Below are 20,867 nucleotides of genomic sequence, written 5' to 3' on the forward strand. Positions count from 1 at the left end.
GTTGGAGGTCAGGTGCCCGGTGGGTGCGTGGTGACCGTCACGGGGACGCGGTGGACGGTGTTGACGGCATAGCCACCGAGGTTCCAGCGATGCTCGTCGGGCTGGGTGTCGCCCGCGCTGTCCGTGGCCCGGCACACCAGGACGTGGTCGCCCTCGTCCGCCGTCCACCGGAAGCGCCAGCCCTGCCAGGCGTGGTCGGCGACGGCCGCGTCGAGCTCGGCCTCGGTCCAGGTCGCGCCGTCGTCGGTGCTCACCTCGACCCGGTCGATCATCCCCGCGCCGGACCACGCGCGGCCGGTCAGCGTCACGTCGCCGGGCGGCAGGTAGCGGGCACGCGTGAAGAAGTCGGGGATGCCCGGGGGCACGATGAGCGAGCGCACGGCCATGCGGGTCACCGGCTCGCCCGCATCGTCGGACTCCGCCCTGAACCGGTAGGCCGTCGCCTGCTGGTAGCCGGTGAATGGCTCGGTCGACGCCGTGATCCGGGCCAGCCACTTGACGCTGGTCATTCCATACCAGCCGGGGACCAAGAGGCGCAGCGGGAAGCCGTGCTGTGGTGGCAGCGGTCTGCCATTGAGGCCGTGGACGAGCAGCGGGCCCTCGTCGCGCACCTGCTGTGGGGTGAGGCTGCGCTGGTATGCCTGCTCGACGCCACCCTCGACCCCCCGGTCGAGCCCAGTGAAGACGATATCGACGGCGTCGGGCGACAGTCCGGCGTCCTCGAGCAGCGGCCACAGCGGCGTGCCCGTCCACTCGCCGGTGCCGACCGCCTCCAGCAGCCACGGCTGGCTCAGCGCGCGGGGCGACAGCCGCGCCCGACCGTTGCCCGCGCACTCCATCGTCACGGGGCGCGTGACCGTCTCGCGAGCACGCAGGTCGTCAAGCGAGAGCGACAGTGGCGTGTCGACGGCGCCGTCAATCTCCAGGCGGAACGCCGCCTCGTCGACCACCGGGATGTCGTAGTGCACCAGCAGGTAGTGCAGACCGACCGGTGTCACGTCGTAGCGCATCGCCTCGAGCGGCATGCCGTGGTTGCGCGCGGCGAGCTGCAGCTCCTCACGTGTGATCTCCTCGGTGGCCGCGGTGCCCGTCGGCGCGGTCGTCATGTCGTTCCCTTCGTCGTCCGTCCCCGGGGTGCCGGGAGCGGTCGCCTGCGTCGCGCGGCGCCCATCGTCGCACGATGCCGAGCGCGCAAGGGCGAGCCTGGCACGAGAGCGCCAGGTCCACCACCGGCGATGTCACACCTCGTCGGTGTCGGTCGTCAGGTGGGGCGAGGACGAACACAGGAGGTGTCCGATGAGGATCTTCGTCGCCGGAGCGACGGGCGTGCTCGGCCGCCGGGTGGTCCCCGGGCTGATCGCCGCAGGCCACGACGTCGACGCAGTCGCCCGGAATCCGGCCAAGGCAGAGCAACTGCGGACGCAGGGTGCATCGCCGATCGCGGTCGACCTGTTCGACGCGGCCGCAGTCGCGACCGCCGTCCGCGGCAGCGATGCCGTCGTCAACCTGGCCACTGCGATCCCCCCGATGGGCCGGATGCTCCGACGGTCGGCGTGGGAGATGACCGATCGCCTGCGCACCGACGCGTCGCGCAATCTGGTCGACGCCGCCCTCGCCACGGGCGCGCGGCGCTACGTGCAGGAGGCGTTGGGGTTCGTCTACCCCGACCGCGGCTCGGCCTGGATCGACGAGGACACGGCGCTGGCGCCAGCGCCCTTCGCCAGGGCGGTCCTCTCGGCGGAGGCCGAGGCGCGACGGTTCGGCGCCGACGGCGGGACCGGGATCGCGTTGCGGTTCGGGCTGTTCTACAGCGCTGATTCAGAGCAGACGCGCCAGATCGCCTCCGGGGCACGCGGGGGCTGGCTCGCGCTTCCGGGGCGTGGAGACGCGTACCGGCCGTGGGTGCACGTCGACGACGCGGCTACCGCCGTCGTGGTCGCGCTGGACGCTCCCGGCGGCGTGTACAACGTGGTCGACGACCACCCCCTGACCAACGACGAGCATGCCAGCGTCCTGGGCGAGCTGGTCGGTCGACGCCTTCGCCGCCCACCCTCGTGGCTCGCGGTCGGCCCCCTGCGGCTGCTGACCCGGTCGTTGCGGGTGTCGAACCGGCGGCTGCGCGACGCGACAGGGTGGCGTCCGGCGTACGCGTCACTGCGCGAGGGCTGGGACGAGGTGCTCGCGCGCCTGGGTGCGGTGACGGCCGGTGTCTAGTCGCCGCACGGCGCTGTGGCTGCTTGCCGCGGCGATGGTCACGGTCGGTGTGTGGGCGCAGTTCGCACCGGCGTCGTTCTACACGTCGTTCCCGGCGGGCGGTGCCTGGGTCGCGGCCGACGGCCCCTACAACGAGCACCTCGTACGCGACGTGGGCGGTCTCAACCTCGCGTTGGCGTTCCTGCTCGCTGTCGCCGCGACCCGCCTGGAGCCGCACGTGACGCGCATGGTCGCGGTGGCCGCGCTCGTCTACGCCGTCCCCCACCTCGTGTACCACGCCCAGCATCTCGAGCTGTATGGCGCCGGCGACGCCGCCGCGAACGTGATCACACTCGGCCTGGTGGTGCTCGTGCCATGCTGGTTGGCGATCTCGCCCACACCACGCGGCGATCCGGCGTCAGCCGGGCCGCGGACCCCGGAGGTACAGGCCGGTGGACGCTGAGGCGCTCATCGCGAGCGAACGGCCTCGTCTGTTCGGCATCGCCTACCGGATGCTGGGCGAGGCCGGCGAGGCCGAGGACGCGGTGCAGGAGACCTTCCTCCGGTGGTCCCAGGCCGATTGGGCCGAGGTCGACAACCCGGCGGGCTGGCTGACGACGGTGCTGGCACGCATCTGCCTCGATCGACTGAAGTCGGCCCAGCACCGGCGGGAGACCTACGTCGGGCCGTGGCTGCCGGAGCCGATCGCGACCGACACGCTCGATCCCGCCGACGACGCCGCGCTCGCCGACAGCCTCAGCCTGGCGTTCCTGGTCGTGCTGGAGCGCCTGTCCCCATTGGAGCGCGCGGCGTTCCTGCTCCACGACGTGTTCGGCTACGCCCACGACGAGGTCGCGGCGATGCTGGAGCGAACCCCTGCGGCCGTGCGTCAGGTCGCCGCGCGCGCCAGAGGCCACCTGGCCGCGGAGCGTCCACGGTACGAGCGCGACGCGGCGCGCAGGGAGGCGGTCACGGAGGCGTTCGTCGAGGCCGTCGACGGCGCCGACCTCGACGCGTTGATGGACGTCCTCGCGCCCGACGTGGTGTTCGTCGCCGACGGTGGCGGAATCGTGGCCGCCGCGCGTCACCCCCAGCACGGCGCGGACCGGGTCGCCCAGGTCATCATCTCGCTGGCGCGCCTCAAGCCACCCGACTGGACGCTCGGCGCGCGCGAGCTCAACGGCGAGCCGGGCTTCACCGTCCACCGCCCGGACGGCACGATCGACAGCGCGTGGGTCCTCCACGCAATCGGGCACCGCGTCGTCCGCATCGACGTGCTTCGCAACCCGGCCAAGCTGGCCGGCCTGGAGCCCTCCGAACCGAACTGACCGATGGCTCCGCGCCCGGCGCCGTCAGCGGTCGACGACCATGACCTCGAACGAGTACTTGTCCGCCCGGTAGATGTGCCGCCCAAGCTCGACGGCCCGGCCACTGTCATCGTACGTGGTGCGCTCCATCGTGAGCACGCAGGTGCCCCTCCGCACACCGAGCTGCCTGGCCTCGGCCGCCGACGCGTCGCGCGAGCCGATCCGTTGCGATGCGATGCGAGGATGGATGCCCTTGGCGCGGAACAGGGCGTAGAGGCCACCGGTCTCGAGCTGTGCACGGGTGAAGGTCGCTGCGACCTCGGCCGGCAGCCAGTTGCGCATCAGCGCGAGCGGCTCGCCGTCCGCGAACCGGAGGCGCTCGAGGTGCAGCACGTTGTCGCCGGCCGCGATGCCGAGGGTCTCGGCGACCGCCTCGTCAGCCTCGATGAAGGAGTGGACGAGCACGTCCGTCCGCGGCTCCTGGCCCGCCTCCAGCAGGTCGTCGTAGAGGCTCGTGAGCTGGACCTGCCGCTTGACCGCGTGGCTGCCGACGACCTGGGTCCCGATCCCCCGCTTGCGCACCACCAGACCCTTGTCGACCAGCTCCTGCATGGCGCGTCGCACCGTCGGACGCGACAGACCCCAGCGCTTGGCGATGCCCGTCTCGTTCTCGAGCCGCGTCCCGGGAGCGAGCTCTCCACGGTCGATCGCGGCCTCGATCTGCCGGGATACCTGGTAGTACAGCGGGACAGGGCTGGAGCGATCGAGGTCGAAGGTCAGCTCGGGCAAACGGTCTCCGTGCGTGTCAGATGGCGCGATGGATCTATCGCTGCCGACCATCGTATCGTCACCCGCCCCGGCGGGACGCGTCACCTGCATGTGTGGACATCGTGACAACCTCTTGACGTAGCGGCACGTGTGCCCGACGCTGGGTCCAGGGCCACACTGCGCCGCACCGGAAGGCCGGGACGGTCACGGGGGTAGACGTGCCGCAGGGCGAAGATCACATCCTCACCACCCTCCCGCGCCGCCCGCCTGGGTCACGTCCTACGGCGTGATCATCGGGCTTCGATGTCGGTTTGTAAAGACATTCTGTCAATACGACGTAGTTATGTCTTTATCACCTATTGACATCCTGCTCTCGATGCGCGATGGTCACCGTGCGAGCCAGGCTGGCGAGCGAGGGCAGGAGGACGCGGTGCGTCGTTGCAGCCGGATGCGCGCGGCATGACCTACGACGTCGTGACGATGGGACGGGTCGGGATCGACGTCTACCCCCTCCAGGTCGGCGTGGGGCTCGAGGAGGTCACCACCTTCGGCAAGTTCCTGGGCGGCAGCGCGACGAACGTCGCCGTCGCCGCGGCGAAACACGGACGGCGCAGTGCCGTGATCACCCGCACAGGCGCCGATCCCTTCGGACGCTTCGTGCACACGGCACTGCGCGACCTCGGCGTCGACGATGCGTTCGTGACCGCCGTCGACGGTCTGCCGACGCCGGTCACGTTCTGCGAGATCTTCCCGCCCGACGACTTCCCTCTGTACTTCTACCGCCTGCCCAAGGCACCGGACCTCGAGCTGCGGGCCGACGAGCTGGACCTCGACGTGATCCGGGAGGCGGGGATCTTCTGGATGACCGTCACGGGGCTGTCGCAGCAACCCAGCCGTGACGCGCACCACGCCGCGTGGCGGGCACGTGGGCGCCGCACCCACACCGTGCTCGACCTCGACTACCGCCCCATGTTCTGGTCGTCCCAGGAGGAGGCCCGCCGCGAGATCGCGCCGGCGCTCGAGCACGTCACCGTCGCCATCGGCAACCTCGAGGAGTGCGAGACGGCCGTCGGCGAGCGCGAACCGGAACGGGCCGCGAAGGCGCTGCTGAATCGCGGCGTCGAGCTCGCGATCGTGAAGCAGGGGCCCAGGGGCGTGCTCGGACGGACCGCCGACGAGAGCGTTGAGGTGCCACCGTTCCCGGTGGACGTCGTCAACGGGCTCGGCGCCGGCGACAGCTTCGGCGGCGCGGTGTGCCATGGGCTGCTGTCCGGGTGGTCGCTCGAGCGGATCCTGACGTTCGCCAACGTGGCGGGCGCGATCGTCGCGTCACGGCTCGAGTGCTCGACCGCGATGCCGACCAGCGCCGAGGTCGAGGCCGAGCTGCGGGGCGAGGTCGAGGCCGAACTGCGGGGCGAGGTCGAGGCCGAACGTCAGCGAGCCGGCGGGCGGGGGCCCGAACAGGTCGCCGCGACGCGGGAAGGTGGCGGGGATGCCTGAGCTCGACCTGCACGAGCTGCGCGGGGTGCGGGCCCACGACCCGCAGGCCGTCGCCGACGCCGCGCGGCGACGGGTGCGTCGGCCGTTGTTGGGCGGCGACGGCAGGCTTATGCTGGTCGCCGCGGACCACCCGGCACGCAACGCGATCGGCGTCGGAGACGAGGCCAACGCGATGGCCGACCGCACGGAGCTGCTCACGCGCCTGGTGACTGCGCTGTCCCGGCCCGGCGTCGACGGCGTGCTGGGAACCGCCGACATCGTCGAAGACCTGCTGCTGCTCGGCGCGCTCGACGACAAGGTCGTCATCGGCTCGATGAACCGGGGCGGGTTGCAGGGTGCGGTCTTCGAGCTCGACGACCGCTTCACCGGGTACGACACGGAGACCCTCGTCGACCGCGGCCTCGACGGCGGCAAGATGCTGTGTCGCATCGACCTGGCAGACCACGGCACGCTCGCAACCCTGCAGGCGTGCGCGACGGCCGTGACCGAGCTGGCCGGCCGGGGCCTGATGGCGATGCTCGAACCGTTCATGTCCACGCGCTCGGATGGCCCGGTCCGCAACGACCTGACGCCCGACGCGGTGATCCGCTCGATCGGGATCGCCAGCGGGCTCGGCGCCACGAGCAGCCACACGTGGCTCAAGCTGCCGGTCGTCGACGACATGGAGCGGGTGATGACGGCGACCACCCTGCCAACCCTGCTGCTCGGTGGGGACCGGTCGGGCCCGCAGGACGAGGCGTACGCCAGCTGGGAGAAGGCACTCGTGCTGCCGGGCGTGCGTGGCCTCGTCGTGGGGCGGACGCTGCTGTACCCGGCGGACCACGACGTCGAGGCGGCGGTCGACGTCGCCGCCTCGCTCGTGCACACCGGACCGATGGCCGAGGAGCAGCGATGACCGACACTCTCCGGTTGCACAGGACGGCCGCCGAGCTCGGGACCGGGCCGTGGACACTCGAGGTCAAGCCCAAGTCCGCCGGCTGGGAGCACTCGAGCCTGCGCATCCTCGACCTCCCGGCCGGCGGAGCGCACGAGTTCGACACGGACGAGGACGAGACGCTCGTGCTGCCCCTGTCGGGATCGTGCGTGGTGGCCTGCGAGGACGAGCGTTTCGATCTCGACGGCCGTGACGACGTGTTCACGCAGATCAGCGACTTCGCCTACATACCCCGCGACGCGACCGTGCACATCAGCAGCGAGCAGGGCGGACGGTTTGCGCTCCCGGCGGCGCGGGCATCTCGGCGGCTGCGACCACGCTACGGTCCGGCGGCCGATGTCCCGTCCGAGCTGCGAGGTGCGGGCCAGTGCTCCCGCCAGGTCGTGAACTTCGCCACGCCCGAGGCCTTCGAAGCAGACAACCTGATCGCGTGTGAGGTGCTCACCCCCGCGGGCAACTGGTCGTCGTTTCCGCCCCACAAGCATGACGAGGAGCGCCCGGGCGAGGAGACCCCGTTGGAGGAGATCTACTACTTCGTCGTGGCGGACGGCCCCACCGGCCCCGGCATGGCCTACCAGCGGGTGTACGGCACGGACGACCGGCCGATCGACGTGCTGGTCGAGGTCCGGTCCGGTGACGTGGTGCTGATCCCCCATGGGTGGCACGGCCCGTCCATGGCCGTGCCGGGCTACGACCTGTACTACCTCAACGTCATGGCAGGTCCCGGCGCCGAACGGGCGTGGCGGATCTGCTTCGACGCCGCACATGCCTGGGTCACCGAGACCTGGGGCGAGCAGCAGATCGATTCCCGCTTGCCGATGTCCGCAGCGGAACCAGGCCCCGCGGAGGATCTGCCGATGTCTTCCGCGGTGTCCGAGGAGAGGAACCGCCAGTGAGCGGGACGGTGCGGTTGACCGCTGCTCAGGCGGTCGTGCGCTTCCTGGCCAACCAGCACACGGAGCGCGACGGACGGCGCCGGAAGCTCTTCGCAGGCTGCTTCGGGATCTTCGGCCACGGCAACGTCGCAGGCGTCGGCCAGGCGCTGCTCGAGGCCGAGCTCGCCGAGCCCGACGCCCTGCCGTACCACCTTGCCCGCAACGAGCAGGCGATGGTGCACGCGTCAGCGGCGTACACCAGGATGCGCAACCGGCTGACGACATTCGCCTGCACGGCGTCGATCGGTCCGGGCTCGACGAACATGCTCACCGGCGCGGCCCTGGCGACCATCAATCGGCTGCCGGTGCTGCTGCTGCCCAGCGACATCTTTGCCACCCGGGTGTCGAGCCCCGTGCTGCAGGAGCTTGAGGATCCCCGCAGCTATGACGTCTCGGTCAACGACGCGTTCCGCCCGCTGTCGGCGTTCTTCGACCGTGTGTGGCGGCCCGAGCAGCTGCCGGCGGCGCTGCTGGGCGCCATGCGGGTCCTGACCGACCCGGCGAACACGGGCGCGGCCACGATCGCGCTCCCGCAGGACGTGCAGGCCGAGGCGCACGACTGGCCGGTCGAGCTGTTCGACGAGCGCGTGTGGCACATCGTCCGCACTCCGCCCGAGCCCGACCAGCTGACGCGGGCGTGGGATGTCATCCGTACCGCCGAGCGACCGATCATCGTCTCCGGGGGCGGCGTGATCTACGCCGAGGCCACCGACGACCTGCGCGCGTACGTGGAGGCGACCGGCATCCCGGTCGGCGAGACCCAGGCAGGCAAGGGCTCACTGCCCTACGATCATCCCCTGGCCCTCGGCGCGATCGGCAGCACCGGGACGACCGCGGCCAACCGCATGGCGCGTGAGGCCGACGTCGTCATCGGCATCGGCACGCGCTACAGCGACTTCACGACGGCGTCGCGCACCGCGTTCGCCGATCCTGGCGTGCGGTTCGTCAACATCAACGTCGCGCCCCTCGACGCCCACAAGCACGCGGGCGTCGCCGTGCTCGCCGACGCGCGTGAGACGTTGCGCGCACTGGCGGACGCGGCGCGGGGGTGGTCGGTCGGTGACGCGTACCGCGACCGCGCCCGCGAGCTCTCGGCGGAGTGGGACAGCACCGTCGAGCACGCCTACACCCTGGGGCACGGCCCGCTGCCCGCGCAGTCGGAGGTCATCGGCGCGGTCAACGAGCTGTCGGATCCCCGCGACGTCGTGGTGTGCGCGGCCGGCTCGATGCCCGGTGACCTGCACAAGCTGTGGCGGACCCGCGACCCCAAGGGCTATCACGTCGAGTACGGCTACAGCTGCATGGGCTACGAGATCGCCGGCGGGGTCGGCATCGCGCTGGCCGCACCCGACCGCGACGTGTTCGTCATGTGCGGCGACGGCTCGTATCTGATGATGTCGTCCGAGCTGGTGACGGCGGTGTCGGAGGGCATCAAGATCATCGTCGTGCTGGTCCAGAACCACGGCTTCCACTCGATCGGCGCCCTGTCCGAGGAGCTGGGATCCCAGCGCTACGGCACGCGGTACCGGTACCGCGACGACGACAGCGGTCGGCTCGACGGCGCGAAGCTGCCGATCGACCTGGCCGCCAACGCCGAGAGCCTGGGCGTGACCGTCCTGCGTGCCGACGACGTCGACGCGTTCCGCGAGGCGCTGGCGCAGGCCAAGAAGCACAGCGGCGGCCCCGTGCTCGTGCACATCGAGACGGACCCGCTGGTGCACGCGCCCGACAGCGAGTCGTGGTGGGACGTGCCGGTCTCGCAGGTCGCGGAGCTGGACTCGACGACCCAGGCGTTCACCACCTACCAGAAGCACAAGGAGCAGCAGCGTAAGTACATGGCGGACCCCGCGGCAACGGTCACCGACGACGAAGGACGGACGTCGTGAGAACCATTCAGCACTGGATCAACGGCGCATCGACGCGCGGTGCAGCGGAACGAACGGGGCCGGTGTGGAACCCCGCCATCGGCGAGCGACAGGCCGAGGTGGTCCTGGCCTCCACCACGGATGTCGATGCGGCCGTGCAGGCTGCCGCGACCGCCTTCGAGAGTTGGTCCCAGACGTCGCTGTCACGGCGGACCAACATCATGTTCGCCTTCCGCGAGCTGATCAACGACCGCATCGCCGAGCTCGCCGAGATCATCTCCGACGAGCACGGCAAGGTGCTGTCGGACGCCGCCGGCGAGGTGCAGCGGGGGCTCGAGGTCGTCGAGTTCGCCTGCGGCATCCCGCACCTGCTCAAGGGCGAGTACTCCGACCAGGTGTCGACCAACGTCGACGCGTTCTCCTACCGCCAGCCGCTCGGCGTCTGCGCCGGCATCACGCCGTTCAACTTCCCGATCATGGTCCCGATGTGGATGTACCCGGTCGCGATCGCCTGCGGGAACACGTTCGTGCTGAAGCCGAGCGAGCGGGATCCGTCGGTCTCGATGCGGGTGGCAGAGCTGTGGGCCGAGGCCGGGCTGCCCGACGGCGTGTTCAACGTCGTGCACGGCGACAAGGAGGCCGTCGACGCGCTGCTCGACCATCCCGACGTCGCGGCCGTGTCGTTCGTCGGATCGACGCCGATCGCGAAGTACATCCACAGCCGGGGCACCGAGCACGGCAAGCGCGTCCAGGCACTCGGCGGCGCGAAGAACCACGCGATCGTGCTGCCCGACGCCGACCTCGACTTCGCCAGCGACCACCTGGTCGCCGCGGCCTTCGGCTCGGCGGGCGAGCGCTGCATGGCGATCTCGGCGGCCGTCACCGTGGGAGCGGCCGGCGACGCGCTCAAGGAGGTGCTGCAGGACAAGGCGACCTCGGTGCGGGTGGGGCCGGGAGACGATCCCGACAGCGAGATGGGCCCGGTCGTCACCAGGCAGGCGCAGGAGCGGATCCTGCGCTACATCGACTCGGGCGAGCAGCAGGGCGCCGACATCACCGTCGACGGCCGCGGTCTGGTCGTCGAGGGCTACGAGAACGGCTTCTTCGTCGGGCCGACCGTGATCGACCGCGTCACGACCGACATGGATGTGTACCGCGACGAGATCTTCGGTCCGGTGCTGTCGGTCGTGCGCAGCGACACCGTCGACGAGGCGATCGAGCTGATCAACGCCAACCCGTATGGCAACGGCACCGCCATCTTCGCCCGCAGCGGGGAGGCCGCGCGGCGGTTCCACCGCGGCGTCACCGTCGGGATGATCGGCATCAACGTCCCCGTGCCGGTCCCAATGGCCTTCTATTCCTTCGGGGGCTGGAAGGACTCGCTGTTCGGCGACCACCACATCCACGGCCCGGAGGGCGTGCGGTTCTACACGCGCGGCAAGATCGTCACCGCCCGCTGGCCACACATGGAGCAGCCGCTCGACGCCAGCTACGACATGCCGACCGCCGAATGACCCGAGCGGAGGGGCACCGATGATGACCGACGCGTCGCAGACCGAGCCGCAGGTGAAGCTCGGCACCGCTCCGGACTCGTGGGGTGTGTGGCTGCCGGACTCTGACCTGCAGACACCGTGGCACCGGTTCCTCGACGAGGTCGCCGCCTGCGGCTACGAATGGATCGAACTCGGGCCGTACGGCTACCTGCCCACCGACCCGGCGCGTTTGCGCGATGAGCTCGAATCGCGGGGCCTGCGATGCTCCGGGCAGGCGGTGTTCGCGCCGTTCCACCACGCCGACGGCTTCGACAGGACGTTGCCCGACGCGCGGGCGGTGGCCGAGCTGACCAGCGCGATGGGCGGCCGCTACGTGATCCTGCTGCCAGGTCTGCACACGGACGAGTTCGGTACGCAGACCGAGCCGAAGGAACTGGACGACGACGCCTGGAAGCGTCTCGTCGACGGCAACAACCGGATGGCCAGAGTGCTGGCCGAGGAGTACGGCTGCACGCTCGTCTTCCACTCCCACGCCGACAGCCACGTCGAGTCGCAGGAGCAGATCGACCGGTTCGTGGCCGACACCGACCCCGAGTACGTCCAGCTGTGCCTCGACACCGGGCACGTCGCGTACGGCGGCGCGGACAATTTCAAGATCATCGCCGGCCATCCCGAGCGCATCGGCTACGTGCACCTCAAGTGCATGGATCCCCAGATCCTTCGGCGCGTGGTCGAGGCACCGCTGTCGTTCGCGCAGGCGGTCAAGGAGGGGGTCTGCATCGAGCCGCCCGCCGGCGTGCCCGACATGCGCCTGATCAGCGACGCGCTGCACGGTCTGGACACCGAGCTCTTCGCGATCGTCGAGCAGGACCTCTTCCCGTGCGACCCGGACCTGCCGCTGCCCATCGCACGACGCACCCGGGGGCACCTGCGGGCGTGTGGGATCGGCACCCGGATGCGAGGAGTGAGCTCGACATGACTGTACTTCCGGCGGACCGCGACAGTCCGCCGGCCGGAACCCCGGCACTGCGGAGGTATCCATGAGCCAGACGCTTGGCCAGCAACCGACGGCGGAGGCCGATGATCGGACCCAGGGCCGGTCGCTTCTTCGCCGATTGATCGCCCGCCCAGAGGTCGGCTCGGTCATCGGTGCGATCGTCATCTTCATCTTCTTCTTCGCTGTCGCACCACCGTTCAGAGGCATATCGGCCCAGACCACTGTGCTGTACGCCAGTTCGACGATCGGACTGATGGCCGTCGCCGTAGCGCTGTTGATGATCGGTGGAGAGTTCGACCTGTCGGCCGGTGTGGCGGTCACCACCGCGGCGCTCACCGCGTCGATGTTCGCCTACCAGATGCGTGCCAACGTGTGGGTCGGTGTCCTCGTCGCGCTCCTGGTCGCGCTGGCGATCGGGTTCTTCAACGGCTGGCTGGTCATGAAGACGGGCATCCCCAGCTTCCTTGTGACGCTCGGCTCCTTCCTGATGTTGCAGGGCCTGAACCTGGCTGTGACCCGGCTGGTCACGGGCGTTGTCGCAAGCCCACCGATCAGCGACATGGAGGGGTTCCCCAGCGCGGAGGCCGTGTTCGCGTCGTCGATCTCGATCGGGAGTGTGTCGCTCCGGATCACGGTCATCTACTGGCTGGTGTTCGTCGCGATTGCTACGTGGGCGCTGCTGCGGACGAGGATCGGCAACTGGATCTTCGCGGTCGGCGGTGACGCGGATGCCGCCCGTGCGGTCGGTGTTCCGGTCAAGGGCACCAAGATCGGGCTCTTCATGTTCGTCGGCTTCATGGCCTGGTTCACCGGGATGCATCTGCTGTTCACGTTCAACAGCATCCAGTCCGGTGAGGGCGTTGGTAACGAGTTCCTCTACATCATCGCCGCCGTGATCGGCGGCAACCTGCTCACCGGTGGCTACGGGTCGGCGGTCGGATCAGCGGTCGGTGCCTTCATCTTCGGCATGGCCACGCAGGGCATCGTGTTCGCCGGCTTCCAGGCCGACTGGTTCTTCTTCTTCCTCGGCGTGATGTTGCTGCTTGCGACGATCGCCAACACGTGGGTTCGAGAAGCCGCTCGCTAGGAGGGCGTCATGAGTGACAACGGACCAGCCGCGGTCAAGCCAGGCGAGCACACACGCCTCGTTGAGATGCATGACGTCGGCAAGCACTACGGCCACATCTACGCCCTGGAGGGAGTGTCCCTGGGTGTCGACTCGAGCGAGGTCACGTGCGTGCTTGGCGACAACGGCGCCGGCAAGTCCACGTTGATCAAGATCGTCGCCGGGCTGCATCAGCACGACGAAGGCACGCTGATCGTCGACGGCGAGGAGACCCGGTTCAACTCGCCGCGGGATGCCCTGGACCACGGCATCGCCACGGTGTACCAGAACCTCGCGGTCGTGGAGCTGATGCCCGTGTGGCGCAACTTCTTCCTGGGCTCCGAGAAGGTCAAGCACCGGTGGCCGGTCAAGTCACTTGACGTGGACTTCATGAAAACCACGGCGCGCGACGAGCTGCTCAAGATGGGGATCGACCTCCCCGACATGGAACAGCCGCTCGGCACGCTGTCCGGAGGTCAGCGTCAGAGTGTGGCGATCGCCCGCGCCGTCTACTTCGGCGCCCGGGTCCTGATCCTCGACGAGCCGACCGCCGCGCTCGGGGTCAAGCAGTCGGGAGTGGTCCTCAAGTACACCGCCCGCGCCCGCGACGCGGGGCTGGGCGTGATCTTCATCACGCACAACCCGCACCACGCGTACATGGTCGGCGACCACTTCGTGATCCTCAAGCTGGGCCGGATGGTCCTCGACAAGACACGTGCGGAGACCAGCCTCGACGAGTTGACCCGCCAGATGGCGGGCGGCGACGAGCTCGAGGAGCTCTCGCACGAGCTCGAGCGCTGACGTCGACCCGCACCCCGAGGAGGGACCCCCATGCTGCTCAACGTCGGTGTGATCGGCACCGGCAACATCGGCACGTACCACATCAACCGGCTGGCCCGCCACATCTCCGGCGCGCGGGTCGCCGCCGTCTACGACCTGGCGAAGGAGCGTGCTGCACAGGTCGCGGAATCCGTGGGTGCGAAGGCGCACAGCGAGCCCAGCGACGTCATTGCCGACGACGGCGTCGACGCGGTGATCGTGACGTCGCCGGGCGATACGCACGCGGAGTTCATCCTCGCCAGCATCGCGGCGGACAAGCCGGTCCTGTCGGAGAAACCGCTGGCGACGACGGCAGAGGACGGTCTGCGTGTGCTCGAGGCCGAGGTGGTGCACGGTCGTCGGCTGGTGCAGGTCGGGTTCATGCGGCGGTTCGACGCCGGCTACCGCCAGGTCAAGGCGACGATCGACGACGGCGCGATCGGCACGCCGCTGCTCGTCCACTGCGTCCACCGCAACCCGATCGCGCCGGATTTCTTCACCAGCGAGATGCTGCCGACCGACTCGGTGGTCCACGAGATCGACGCGACGCGGTGGCTGTTGGAGGCCGAGTTCGCGGCGGCGACGGTGCTCACACCGCGCAGCAGCCCTTCGGCTCCCGACGGCCTGCTGGACCCGCAGCTGGTGATCCTCGAGACGACCGACGGTGTGATCGTCGAGGTCGAGGTCTTCGTCAACGCGCAGTACGGCTACGACGTGCGGTGCGAGGTGGTCGGCTCCGAAGGGACCGTGGAGCTCGAGACACCGTCGACGGTGTCGGTGACCCGGGACTTCGCCCGCGGCCGGTCCGTGCCCGCCGACTGGAAGGAGCGCTTCGACAACGCCTTCCACGCCGAGATCGCGCAATGGGTCGACGGCCTGCATGCCGGGACGATCACCGGCCCGAGCGCCTGGGACGGCTACGCCGCGACCGTCGTCGCAAACGCCAGCGTCGACGCGCTGCACAGCGGCCAGCGCAAGGCGATCGACCTGGTCGACAAGCCCGACTTCTATGCCTGACCTCCCGCCCTGTCCGCCCACATCCGTGAGGGAAAGACGATGAAGATCGCGCTGGACCCGTACATGCTCCGCTCCACGCCGCTGCTCGAGTTGCCCGGCGTCGTCGCCGACCTCGGCTATGAGCACATCGAGTTGTCGCCGCGGGAGGACTTCCTGCCCTTCTTCACGCACCCGCGCGTCGACGACGCCACCGTGGCCGCGTTCCGCTCGACACTCGACACCGCAGACGTCGACGTGGCCTGTGTGCTGCCGCTGTACCGCTGGTCGGGACCCGACGAGGACGCACGCCAGGCCGCGGTCCGCTACTGGAAGCGGGCGATCCAGATCACGGTCGACCTGGGGTGCGAGGTCATGCTCTCGGAGTTCAACGGCCGCCCCGAAGCCTCGGACGTCAGTGAGGCGCAGTTCTGGCGGTCGATGGAGGAGCTGCTGCCGATCTTCGAGCGCGAGGGGATCCACCTGCGCCTCGAGCCTCACCCAGACGACTTCATCGAGGACGGCTTCGCGGCGATCGACATGATCCGTGGGATCAACTCGCCGAATGTCACCTTCGAGTACTGCGCACCGCACTCGTTCCATCAGGGTGGCGACATCGAAGGGATCATGACCTACGCCGGCGACCTGCTGACCCATGTGCACGTCGCCGACAGCTTCGACCACCGCCTATCGTCCGGGTTGCGTTACATCGTCAACCCGCCGGGCTCGCCGGCGCGGGTGCACCAACACCTGGACATCGGGCAGGGCGAAGTCGACTGGGACGTGTTCTTCGGCACGCTCGGTCGGCTGGGGTTCGACGGGATCATGACCGCCTGCGTCTTCGCGTGGGAGGAACGCGCCCATGAGTCGTGCGTCTTCATGCGCGAGCAGATCACCCAGTACGTGGAGAAGTGGTGACCGAGCCCGGGAGCTGCGCGGTGGCTTCGAGCCCCGCGGCGGTGCGCCTATGGGCACCACCGCCCAGCCCGACCTTCCCGATCCGTCACGTACGCACCGACGCCATTGAGCGAAGAGGAACCATCATGTTCAGAGCCGGCAGGCACCTACCACTGTCCGTTATCATCGCCGCCGTGCTGGCGCTGCTCCTTGCAGCGTGCAGTGAGACTGGTGGAGCCCCACGAGCCGAGGGCGGTGGTACCGGGCAGGCCGTCGCTCAGGCCGACACACCTGCCGCCACTATCGCGTTGGTCACCCATGGCCCGCAGGGCGACACGTTCTGGGACATCATCCGGACCGGCGCGGAGGCCGCAGCCCAGAAGGACAACATCACCCTGGAGTACGCGAGCGACGCCGACCCCAGCCAGCAGGCGAACCTGATCCAGAACGCGATTGACCGCGGCGTCGACGGGATCGCGGTCACCATGCCGAGCAGCGAGGCGTTGTCCCGCCCGATCCAGCAAGCGGTCGAGGCCGGCATCCCGGTCACGATGCTCAACGCCGGGTTCCAGGACTGGCGAAACACCGGCGCACTCATGTACTTCGGCCAGGACGAGGGGGTGGCGGGCGAGGCCGCCGGCGAGCGGCTGAATGAGGAGGGGGCGACGAAGGTCCTGTGCGTGCCCCAGGAGCAGGGCCAGTCGCAGCTGGAGGCGCGGTGCGACGGCGTCGATCAGACGTTTCAGGGCGACTACGAGAAGGTGTACGTCGACGGCACCAACATGCCGTCGGTGCAGTCCACCATCTCGTCGAAGCTGCAGCAGGATCCGAACATCAGCCACGTGCTGACGCTCGGGGCACCGTTCGCGCTGACCGCGGTGTCAGCTATCGAGGAAGCCGGCAGCGAGGCGCAGGTCGTCACGTTCGACACCAATGCCGAGCTGGTCCAGGCCATCCAGTCCGGCGATGTCCTGTGGGCGATCGACCAGCAGCCGTACCTGCAGGGCTATGGGTCTATCGACGGGCTGTGGCTGTACCTCAACAACCGCAACGTCATCGGCGGGGGCGAGGCCGTCCTGACCGGCCCAGCGTTCATCGACGAGAGCAACATCGACGCGATCGCGGAGCTCGCCCGGCAGGGCACCCGCTAGGAGGCCCAGGACCGGCGGGCAGGTCGCCGCAGAGCGACCGGCCCGCCGCAGTCAGGAAAGGAGTTGCCATGGCATCGTCCATCGGGGTCGCCGTCGTAGGCGCCGGCATGGTCGGTCGCGCCCACGCCAATGGGTACCGGGCCGCCTCGACCGTGTACGGGACCGACGGACCGGACGTCCGGCTCGTGGCCATCGCCGATCCCAACGAGGAGTTCGCGCAGGACACGGCGACACGCTTCGGCTACGAACGCACCGAGAAGAGCTGGGAGGCCCTCGTCGACGCACCGGACGTCGACGCGGTGAGCGTCGCGGTCGCCAACCACCTGCACCGCGAGATCGTCGAGGAGATGCTCGCCGCCGGCAAGCACGTGCTGTGCGAGAAGCCACTGGCCCCGACGACCGAAGACGCGCAGGCCATGGTCGAAGCCGCCGAGCCGTCCGACCGGGTCGCCGCGGTCGGCTTCACGTTCCGCCGCTCGCCAGCGATCAACGCGATCCGGGACCAGGTGGGCGATGAGCACCTCGGCGCGGTCCGTCACTTCAACGGCCATTACTGGTGCGACTACGGCGCCGACCCCAACGCGCCGATCAGCTGGCGTTACCGGGGGGGGCCGGGATCGGGCGCGCTCGCCGACATCGGCAGCCACATGGTCGACCTGGGCGAGTTCCTGTGTGGTCCGATCGACACCGTGCGGGGCGCCGTGCTGGCGACGCTCGTCGAGGAGCGCCCTGTGCCGATCGGCACGGCGGTCGGACATGCTGCGACCGAGGTCAGCGATGAGAAGGAGCCGGTCGACAACGAGGACATCGCGACCTTCACGGCAACGTTCGCCAGCGGCGCTGTCGGCACCTACTCGGTGTCGCGCGTCCATTTCGGCCACGCCAACGCGCTGGGGTTCGAAGTGTTCTGCGAGCACGGCGCCGCCGGGTTCGATCTGGAGCGCGCAGCCGAGTTCACCATCGCGGACAGCACGCCCGCCGCAGTAGTCAACGGCTACCGTCAGGTGCTTGTCGGTCCGGCACATCCCTACGTGGCCAAGGGCCTACCGATGGACTTCCCCAGCGTCGGCCACGGGCAGAACGACTTCTTCACGTTCCAGGCCCGCGCGTTCCTGAACGCGGTCGCCGGTCGCACCGACGAACTGCCGCCTCCCCCGACGATGGCGGAGGGCCTGCACAACATGCACGTGCTCGACGCCGTGAAGGCCTCCGCAGAGACCGGCGGCGCAGCCGTGACGGTCCAGTGACCAGCGAGCCGAACTGACCGCCTCCGCAACGACCACCGAGAAGCTTGACCCACGGAAAGGACGGACGATGAAGCTCGGCGCCTACACGGCATGCCTGCATGACAAGTCGCTCGGCGAGACCCTCAAGCTGTTGGGCGACATGGGTCTGGACAGCGCAGAGATCAACGCCGGAGGGTTCATCGGTGCCCCGCACCTGCCGATCGAGCGGCTTCGCGAGAGCGCGGATGCGCGCAGCGAGTACCTCGGCCAGTTCGCCGACGCCGGCATCACGCTGACGGGACTGAACTGCAACGGCAATCCCCTGGACCCCGACCCCAAGGTCGGCCCGAAGCAAGCCGACGACCTGCGGCAGGCGATCGAGATCGCCGGCCTGCTCGGCGTCACGCGGGTCGTCGCCATGTCGGGGCTGCCCGGCTCCGACCCGCAGGCCCGCTACGCCTCCTGGGTCGTCAACCCCTGGAACAGCGAGTACCTCGACGTCATGGCGTACCAGTGGGACGAGGTCGCCGTGCCGTTCTGGAGGGAGATCGACCGCCTCGCCCGCGACAACGACGTGAAGGTCTGCATCGAGATGCACCCACACAACGTCGTGTTCAACCCAGGGTCGTTGGAGCGCCTCCTCGATCGGATCGACGCCACCAACGTCGGCGCCGAGATGGACCCCAGCCACCTGTTTTGGCAAGGCATCGACCCGGTCGCTGCGATCGACCACCTCGGTGCCCTCGTCTACCACGCGGCCGCGAAGGACACGAAGATCCACGACGACAACTGCAGGATCTACGGCGTCCTCGACGACCGCCACCAGCGCGTGCCCGCCGATCAGGACCCGCTGAACGTCGGCGGCGACTACACGCTGAACCGGTGGCCGGAGAACCCCGCGTGGGAGTTCGTCGCCGTGGGCCGCGGCCACGACCAGGACTTCTGGGAGCGCTTCCTGAAGGCGCTGGCCCGCGTCGACGCCGACATGGCCGTCAACATCGAGCATGAAGACGCCGCCTTCGACCAGGTCGAGGGTCTGCGGCTGGCCGCCGAGAACCTGCGCGCTGCCGCTCAGGAGGCCGGCGTGTGACCGCCACAGGACGCTTCATCGGACGGCTGCCCGTTCGATGGGGCATCCTGTCCACAGCTGCGATCGGCCAGGTCGTGACGACGGCAGCCCGTCAGGGGCGGGAGGCTGCTGGCACGTGACGCGGTCGACATCGACACGCTGACCAGCACTGTCGTTGGACTCGCCGACTTCGCCGACGCCTTCGCGGCGCTGCGCCAGCCCGAGCGGACAATCAAGGCACTGATTCGGACATCTGACGGATGAGGAGGAGCACGTGGCGGTGCCCGCGTTCGATCTCGCGGTCTGCCCCGAGATGGTCTTCCTCGACCTGCCGCCGGTCGAGCGGGTCGAGCGGATCCATGACCTGAGCTTCGCCGTCGAGATCTGGGACCACCGCACCCGTGACATTGACGCGCTCGCGCGCACCGGCACGCGGATCGAGTCGATGACCGGCTACCTCGAGGGCGGTCTGATCGACAAGGCCGGCGACGATGCCTACGTCCGCACCGCGCAGGCGTGCATCGACGTCGCCGAGCGGCTCGGCTGCCAACTGCTCAACTTGCACGGCACCGCCCTGGACGACCGTGGGCTACCCGTCGGGTCGATCACCGAGGTCACCGGCCCGATGTGGCGCGCGGCAGCACGGACGCTCGAGCGGCTTGGCGCGCTCGGCGAGCGCCACAGCGTGACGTTCTGCCTGGAGAACGTCAACGCCGCCGTCGACCACCCTGGCGTGCCGTTCGGACGCGCCGCTGACACGCTCGCGCTGATCGAGACCGTCGACCACCCGTCCGTGCGGATGAACGTCGACCTGTACCACGCTCAGATCGGCGAGGGGAACTTCGCGGAGCCTGGTTCCACGACGTCTGGACGTCTCGCTGACGCTCGACTTCCAACAGCCGAGGGACCGCTGCGCGGGACGGAGTACCTCATGGAGCTGGTACGCCGGCCCCAGCCGGTCGTCGGTGAGATCCAGGTCGCGGACGTGCCGGGGCGTTGCGAGCCCGGCACCGGCGAGATCAACTGCCCGGCGATCCGCGACGCGCTCTGGTCCTGGGCTACGACGGCACGGTCGGCCTCGAGGCGTGGGCGTCCGGCGACCCGATGACGGCCCCCGACCGCTTCCGCGTCGCCTTCACCCCTGCATCCGACGATCCCAATGCCGGGGAAGCTCCATGACCCGACCGGTAGGCATCAAGGAGGTGGCATGACCAACGAGGGGCACAGCGCACCCCCACGTCGGCTGCGGTGGGGCATGGTCGGCGGCGGCGCGGGATCGACGATCGGCGACTCGCACCGACGCGCCGGCCGGTACGACGACCGGTTCGAGCTCGTCGCCGGCGTCTTCGCGACCGACGCGGATCGCAGTCGCGCGTTCGCCCGTGGTCTCCGGATCGACGAGGACCGCCGGTACGGCAGGTGGGACGAGATGGCCGAGCGGGAGGCGAACCGAGAGGACGGCATCGAGGCGGTTACGATCTGCACGCCCAACCACAGCCACCACGCGATCGCATCAGCGTTCCTCGACCACGGCATCGACGTGATCTGCGACAAGCCGCTGACCACGACGGTGGACGACGCGCTCGACCTGGTCGGCCGGCAGCGCCACACTGGC

The 20,867-nt window shown here is 69.5% G+C and carries 20 protein-coding genes; 18 read left to right on the forward strand and 2 right to left on the reverse strand.

Annotated elements, in window-relative coordinates:
* Nucleotides 1–8 precede the first annotated feature (8 nt).
* Nucleotides 9–1,106 carry a sulfite oxidase gene (locus VK923_00755; GenBank protein HSJ43197.1) on the reverse strand — a complete coding sequence of 366 codons (1,098 nt, stop codon included), beginning with the start codon at nt 1,104–1,106 and terminating at the stop codon, nt 9–11.
* Nucleotides 1,107–1,296: 190 nt separating this feature from the next.
* Between VK923_00755 and VK923_00760 the strand changes: the two genes are divergently transcribed.
* From VK923_00760 to sigJ, 3 genes are read left to right on the forward strand one after another with little or no spacing between them, the layout of a single operon-like run.
* Nucleotides 1,297–2,214: an NAD(P)-dependent oxidoreductase gene (locus tag VK923_00760; protein HSJ43198.1), complete on the forward strand. Its 918-nt coding sequence runs from the start codon at nt 1,297–1,299 to the stop codon at nt 2,212–2,214.
* On the forward strand, nt 2,207–2,656 hold the full coding sequence (locus VK923_00765) for a hypothetical protein (protein HSJ43199.1): 450 nt from the start codon (nt 2,207–2,209) through the stop codon (nt 2,654–2,656). The genes VK923_00760 and VK923_00765 overlap by 8 nt, the downstream gene beginning before the upstream one ends.
* Nucleotides 2,646–3,521 (forward strand): RNA polymerase sigma factor SigJ, encoded by an 876-nt coding sequence (gene sigJ, locus VK923_00770; protein HSJ43200.1) that lies wholly within the window; start codon nt 2,646–2,648, stop codon nt 3,519–3,521. The genes VK923_00765 and sigJ overlap by 11 nt, the downstream gene beginning before the upstream one ends.
* A gap of 24 nt (nt 3,522–3,545) precedes the next feature.
* Here the strand turns inward: sigJ and VK923_00775 are convergent, their stop codons facing one another.
* Complete coding sequence (locus VK923_00775) at nt 3,546–4,289, reverse strand: GntR family transcriptional regulator (GenBank protein HSJ43201.1); 744 nt, start codon at nt 4,287–4,289, stop codon at nt 3,546–3,548.
* 438 nt (nt 4,290–4,727) lie between these two features.
* Here VK923_00775 and iolC point away from each other — a divergent pair, with 438 nt between their 5' ends.
* The 15 genes from iolC to VK923_00850 form a co-directional block, all read left to right on the forward strand.
* Nucleotides 4,728–5,768: a 5-dehydro-2-deoxygluconokinase gene (gene iolC, locus VK923_00780; protein ID HSJ43202.1), complete on the forward strand. Its 1,041-nt coding sequence runs from the start codon at nt 4,728–4,730 to the stop codon at nt 5,766–5,768.
* Entirely contained in the window at nt 5,761–6,663 is a 903-nt protein-coding gene (locus VK923_00785; GenBank protein ID HSJ43203.1) for a deoxyribose-phosphate aldolase, read from the forward strand. The genes iolC and VK923_00785 overlap by 8 nt, the downstream gene beginning before the upstream one ends.
* Nucleotides 6,660–7,598 carry a 5-deoxy-glucuronate isomerase gene (iolB, locus tag VK923_00790; GenBank protein ID HSJ43204.1) on the forward strand — a complete coding sequence of 313 codons (939 nt, stop codon included), beginning with the start codon at nt 6,660–6,662 and terminating at the stop codon, nt 7,596–7,598. The genes VK923_00785 and iolB overlap by 4 nt, the downstream gene beginning before the upstream one ends.
* Nucleotides 7,595–9,523, forward strand: a complete 1,929-nt coding sequence (iolD, locus tag VK923_00795; protein ID HSJ43205.1) for a 3D-(3,5/4)-trihydroxycyclohexane-1,2-dione acylhydrolase (decyclizing) — start codon at nt 7,595–7,597, stop codon at nt 9,521–9,523. Before iolB ends, iolD begins: the two co-directional genes overlap by 4 nt.
* On the forward strand, nt 9,520–11,016 hold the full coding sequence (locus tag VK923_00800) for a CoA-acylating methylmalonate-semialdehyde dehydrogenase (GenBank protein HSJ43206.1): 1,497 nt from the start codon (nt 9,520–9,522) through the stop codon (nt 11,014–11,016). Before iolD ends, VK923_00800 begins: the two co-directional genes overlap by 4 nt.
* A 19-nt stretch (nt 11,017–11,035) precedes the next feature.
* The gene (locus tag VK923_00805; GenBank protein HSJ43207.1) at nt 11,036–11,974 is read left to right on the forward strand and encodes a TIM barrel protein; all 939 of its coding nucleotides are present in this window, start codon (nt 11,036–11,038) and stop codon (nt 11,972–11,974) included.
* Between the two features lie 61 nt (nt 11,975–12,035).
* Nucleotides 12,036–13,079, forward strand: a complete 1,044-nt coding sequence (locus tag VK923_00810; GenBank protein ID HSJ43208.1) for an ABC transporter permease — start codon at nt 12,036–12,038, stop codon at nt 13,077–13,079.
* Nucleotides 13,080–13,088: 9 nt separating this feature from the next.
* Nucleotides 13,089–13,898, forward strand: coding sequence for an ATP-binding cassette domain-containing protein (locus VK923_00815; GenBank protein ID HSJ43209.1), 810 nt, complete (start codon nt 13,089–13,091; stop codon nt 13,896–13,898).
* Between the two features lie 30 nt (nt 13,899–13,928).
* Nucleotides 13,929–14,933 carry a Gfo/Idh/MocA family oxidoreductase gene (locus tag VK923_00820; protein ID HSJ43210.1) on the forward strand — a complete coding sequence of 335 codons (1,005 nt, stop codon included), beginning with the start codon at nt 13,929–13,931 and terminating at the stop codon, nt 14,931–14,933.
* 39 nt (nt 14,934–14,972) lie between these two features.
* The gene (locus VK923_00825) at nt 14,973–15,827 is read left to right on the forward strand and encodes a sugar phosphate isomerase/epimerase (protein ID HSJ43211.1); all 855 of its coding nucleotides are present in this window, start codon (nt 14,973–14,975) and stop codon (nt 15,825–15,827) included.
* A 125-nt stretch (nt 15,828–15,952) separates the two neighbouring features.
* Nucleotides 15,953–16,957, forward strand: coding sequence for a sugar ABC transporter substrate-binding protein (locus VK923_00830; GenBank protein ID HSJ43212.1), 1,005 nt, complete (start codon nt 15,953–15,955; stop codon nt 16,955–16,957).
* A 68-nt stretch (nt 16,958–17,025) separates the two neighbouring features.
* The gene (locus VK923_00835; protein HSJ43213.1) at nt 17,026–18,204 is read left to right on the forward strand and encodes a Gfo/Idh/MocA family oxidoreductase; all 1,179 of its coding nucleotides are present in this window, start codon (nt 17,026–17,028) and stop codon (nt 18,202–18,204) included.
* A gap of 67 nt (nt 18,205–18,271) precedes the next feature.
* The gene (locus VK923_00840; GenBank protein ID HSJ43214.1) at nt 18,272–19,273 is read left to right on the forward strand and encodes a sugar phosphate isomerase/epimerase; all 1,002 of its coding nucleotides are present in this window, start codon (nt 18,272–18,274) and stop codon (nt 19,271–19,273) included.
* Between the two features lie 253 nt (nt 19,274–19,526).
* Nucleotides 19,527–20,360, forward strand: coding sequence for a TIM barrel protein (locus VK923_00845; GenBank protein HSJ43215.1), 834 nt, complete (start codon nt 19,527–19,529; stop codon nt 20,358–20,360).
* 99 nt (nt 20,361–20,459) lie between these two features.
* Nucleotides 20,460–20,867, forward strand: a 408-nt coding sequence (locus VK923_00850) for a Gfo/Idh/MocA family oxidoreductase (protein ID HSJ43216.1), incomplete at its 3' end; no start/stop codon positions are given.

The sequence above is a fragment of the Euzebyales bacterium genome, from assembly GCA_035461305.1.
Lineage (GTDB): Bacteria > Actinomycetota > Nitriliruptoria > Euzebyales > JAHELV01 > JAHELV01.

Excerpts from the sequence above, each read along its gene's own strand:
- VK923_00755 (HSJ43197.1), bottom strand. The coding sequence starts at position 1,106 with ATGACGACCGCGCCGACGGGCACCGCGGCCACCGAGGAGATCACACGT.
- VK923_00810 (HSJ43208.1), top strand. The coding sequence starts at position 12,036 with ATGAGCCAGACGCTTGGCCAGCAACCGACGGCGGAGGCCGATGATCGG.
- iolB (HSJ43204.1), top strand. The coding sequence starts at position 6,660 with ATGACCGACACTCTCCGGTTGCACAGGACGGCCGCCGAGCTCGGGACC.
- VK923_00830 (HSJ43212.1), top strand. The coding sequence starts at position 15,953 with ATGTTCAGAGCCGGCAGGCACCTACCACTGTCCGTTATCATCGCCGCC.
- VK923_00825 (HSJ43211.1), top strand. The coding sequence starts at position 14,973 with ATGAAGATCGCGCTGGACCCGTACATGCTCCGCTCCACGCCGCTGCTC.
- VK923_00805 (HSJ43207.1), top strand. The coding sequence starts at position 11,036 with ATGATGACCGACGCGTCGCAGACCGAGCCGCAGGTGAAGCTCGGCACC.
- VK923_00760 (HSJ43198.1), top strand. The coding sequence starts at position 1,297 with ATGAGGATCTTCGTCGCCGGAGCGACGGGCGTGCTCGGCCGCCGGGTG.
- VK923_00835 (HSJ43213.1), top strand. The coding sequence starts at position 17,026 with ATGGCATCGTCCATCGGGGTCGCCGTCGTAGGCGCCGGCATGGTCGGT.
- VK923_00785 (HSJ43203.1), top strand. The coding sequence starts at position 5,761 with ATGCCTGAGCTCGACCTGCACGAGCTGCGCGGGGTGCGGGCCCACGAC.
- iolC (HSJ43202.1), top strand. The coding sequence starts at position 4,728 with ATGACCTACGACGTCGTGACGATGGGACGGGTCGGGATCGACGTCTAC.
- VK923_00815 (HSJ43209.1), top strand. The coding sequence starts at position 13,089 with ATGAGTGACAACGGACCAGCCGCGGTCAAGCCAGGCGAGCACACACGC.
- VK923_00840 (HSJ43214.1), top strand. The coding sequence starts at position 18,272 with ATGAAGCTCGGCGCCTACACGGCATGCCTGCATGACAAGTCGCTCGGC.
- VK923_00820 (HSJ43210.1), top strand. The coding sequence starts at position 13,929 with ATGCTGCTCAACGTCGGTGTGATCGGCACCGGCAACATCGGCACGTAC.